This is a genomic window from Apibacter sp. HY039 (assembly GCF_004023655.1).
In the GTDB taxonomy this organism is placed as follows: Bacteria; Bacteroidota; Bacteroidia; order Flavobacteriales; family Weeksellaceae; genus Apibacter; species Apibacter raozihei.
Map to the genome: position 1 here is coordinate 1 of NZ_SAYM01000016.1, position 3557 is coordinate 3557.

Sequence of the window (3557 nt, forward strand, 5' to 3'; positions counted from 1 at the left end):
CCCGCTCGTGGCGGTCATGTTTTCCTTTGCTATAACGGTATTCCATTCGGGTGTTACTTCCGTCATCTTGGATTCCGTCATTGATTTCTACGCTTGATAGTACCCATTTCCCTCCCGGGTGATCATAGGTGGCTTCGGAACGTGTATAGTCCACACTGAAACTGCCTCCTAACGTATTCGTTACGGTTTTTAGCTTGTTGGTTCTGGCAATAGTCGATTTTTTTACCTGAAATTCCCCATCGTCATTAATCCAAACAATATCCAGATGTCCGTCTCCATCTACATCCTTCAAATCATGTAAGGTAAAAGACTCCGCTTGTGAATAATTTATCCCGGGATTCAGAGGTATTTTTATTGCGGGAAGAACACCTGTAGGAGATAAAGGTATGATAATCGTATAAGTGTAAGCCGCATTTACAGAAGTACTTACTGAAGAAGATTTATACGTCTGGGTCAGTTGTTTCCATTCTATTTCCGGAGCAAAGGAACTTCCTCTATTTAAGGATACCCAGGCTTTACCGTTATCTATTCTTACTTTATCTACTAATCCGTCGCTATTTACATCTATAAAGCTAAATTTAGTACTACTGGTGGAGGTAGTTATGTTAATCCCTCCGGATATACTGGAGGAAGCCACATCTTGTTTGCTGCTATTTTGTGTTGCTCCTACAACTCCTCCTACATCTAATCCTCCACTTAATGACTCTGTTTTTGCTTTTTGTATGGCATTGATATCCCAATTTACTGCCGGAGCAAAACTATATCCTAAATTAAGTCTTACTTTTCCGTCTTTATATACTTTATCTGGTAAACCATCTCCATTAATATCCAAAAGGCTATGTTCCACTTCTTCTTCCATTTTGGGTGCGCTAATTGATACATCTACAGAGCTAAGCCCGACCGAGATTGCTGCACCATTCCCTTTAGACGTTTGTGCTCCTTTACCTATCTGGCTTAGAATAGAAACTGCTGATATAGGGCTAGCTCCTGCTCCAAATGCCTGACTGGTACTTGTACTAAAATGATTCCCTTCATATCCCTGGTTGGTATCGATCACTTCTCCGTCAAAACCTCCCCGGGTATTGGTAAATTGTATCTTACTTTTAGATATAATATCCGGATACCCGTCACCGTTCATATCTGAATATGATAACAGGGTCGTATCTTCTCCTTTGGAATCATTATAATTAATTCCTATTCCGACTGAGGCTCCGGATTGCTTGGTTTGGCTTTTGGATTTGGATATCAGGTTAACTCCGAAGGCAGAAGTTCCCTGCAGACATTTACCTTCAGCTGTGTTATTTCCTGATAAACCTTCCAGAGGATTGGTTAATTTCACCTCTTTTTCTCCAAGGCGGGAGGCACTCATTTCTTCTCCTTTTATATAAACATACCGGTCTGCGCCTGCCCAATAACTTTTAGTCTCTACATCTAATCCTATAGGAATAAAGATCATAGTTCGGGGATCGAGATCTGCTTTATCATCTTTGGGTAAATTTAATTTACTTTCATCTATCGGAAGTGCATAACGCCCGGAATTTGCATTATAAATAAACTGCCCCCAATTCCTGTACATATGTCCGAAACCTATATCCCGGTGGGTGGTGAACACATTGGCCTGAATAGTTTTTTCAACTCCTCCGCTTGGCTTTACTGTTATTCTAAGTTCTTTCAAATTTTGAATGATTCCGTAATCTGAGGTATAACCTTCTACCCATATATTATCTTGTGAAGAGGATAAATTTGACATCAGTTCAAAACCGATAGTTGGAGGTGTTGTTATCACTCCTTTATCAATCGTTATTTTGTATGCCCCCAACAATCCGTTCTTTTTCTTGACAGATATGTGTATGTCTCCGCTGAAATCAGAAACATTGACAGGATCTTTCGGTACTATGTCAGAGGTTACCTCTATATGATCTACTACATGATCAAATTTCATAGTATAATAAGTACCCTCCAGGAGTTGAGTATATATACTATAATTAACGGTTGCCGGAATTAACGTTTCGTCTTCGTCTATTTTCATAGTAGGCTTCCAATTGACTTCTCCCCAATTTACATTCGTTGGAGAAGTAAGGCTAAAGTAAAAGTTGGGCTCCGAAAATCCTTGGGGTACCTGCACTTCCAGCTCTCCTGTATGTGTCTCATTCCAAGCAAAGTCTTTTTCATATACAACGACTTCTTCTGATCTATCATTGGTTGCCTGTATAATTTTCATTGTTAGGTTATCGGAAGTAATCGGTTTCTCAAAAACTCCGGAAATAACTGCTGTTTGGAATTGTGGTACGCGGGTAACTACATCTTGTGAAATTACATTGGCTTCTTGTGATGGAAACTGATAAACTTTTTGCCCGTCAGGATTTTCACTGTTTAAATCTGCATTTATATACCGGGATTGGGTATAGGTTACCACCGGATTCCAACGAACCTGATCAAAACTACCATTAGCCATTTCTTGATCACCGGATTGCAATCTAAAGTAAATTTTATCTCCTTTTTGTATATTCTCAGATAATACTACCTGAGCAGGATACGTTGTAAAATCGCCTTTTACTATTTTTTTACTCCATTTTTCAACTCCTTTTAACTGTATCGCTGCTCGTATTCCGTCTGATTTATCATATTCATCTTTATCGTACGTGCCTTGAGGAGACAATAACTGAATAGCCCCTTCAATTTTAACTTTTCCATCAAAGGGTGCTTCCCATACTCTTACGACATCATATAAGGGTGAGTTGTAAATTAAATCTGCTTGTTCCTGGTCATCAACCTGGGTGTCTGAGCTGTCTACTTTTCCTCCTCCCATAATAGGGCTTGGGGTTTCTGAGCTTTTTAATGAAAATTTAGGGATCAGATTTCCCGAATCGTCCGGATCTATATGATTAAAATATACTTTTCCGTTGGATACTATATCTATTAATCCATCGCTATTAACATCTGAAAAATAAACGGTAGTTGTGGTAGTTGAACTTCCATAATTCATCCCACCGGATACAGTTGCCTCCCAAAAACCTATTCTTATTGAGCCTCCTCCATTATAAGAATTGGATTTAGTTTTGGAAAATTTATTTATTCCTTCTATACGTGTGGCTTTTCCAAAGTGTCCTTGTGAGTCTTGACTTAAAATATTAGGCTCATAGTACAATTCTCCATTCTTCAGGTACACTTTATCCGGAAGTCCGTCTCCATTTATATCTATAAAGGTAGATTTTCCTTCGGTGATACTAGAGGTGTAACTAAAGTTATTACCTAAAGTTCCACTTGTCGTCATTGCATCGCCATTGAACATTCCGCCCCCTGCATAAAAAGAGCCTCCATAAGAATTAGTTTTGCTTCGATTAAGCGACATATCTTTACTGGCCCAATTTTCTTCTTTTTCATCAAATGGAAAATATCCTTCTTTCGATTTTACATCATCATAATACGCAAGGGTATTGCTGGTAAATTCTTTTCCCTGGTCGTCTTTGTGGGTAATTTTTTGTAGTAAATCACTGTAAAAGGCTCCGGGGGTATAAGTAAAGCTGTACTCACGAAGCTTCTGGCCTTCAAAGTAT

At 38.9% G+C, this 3557-nt stretch carries 1 protein-coding gene; it reads right to left on the reverse strand.

Translation table 11 applies throughout. The features are described from left to right. The coding region (locus tag EQ921_RS14690; protein ID WP_221410508.1) for a toxin TcdB middle/N-terminal domain-containing protein at positions 1 to 3557 on the reverse strand (3557 nt) is incomplete at both ends.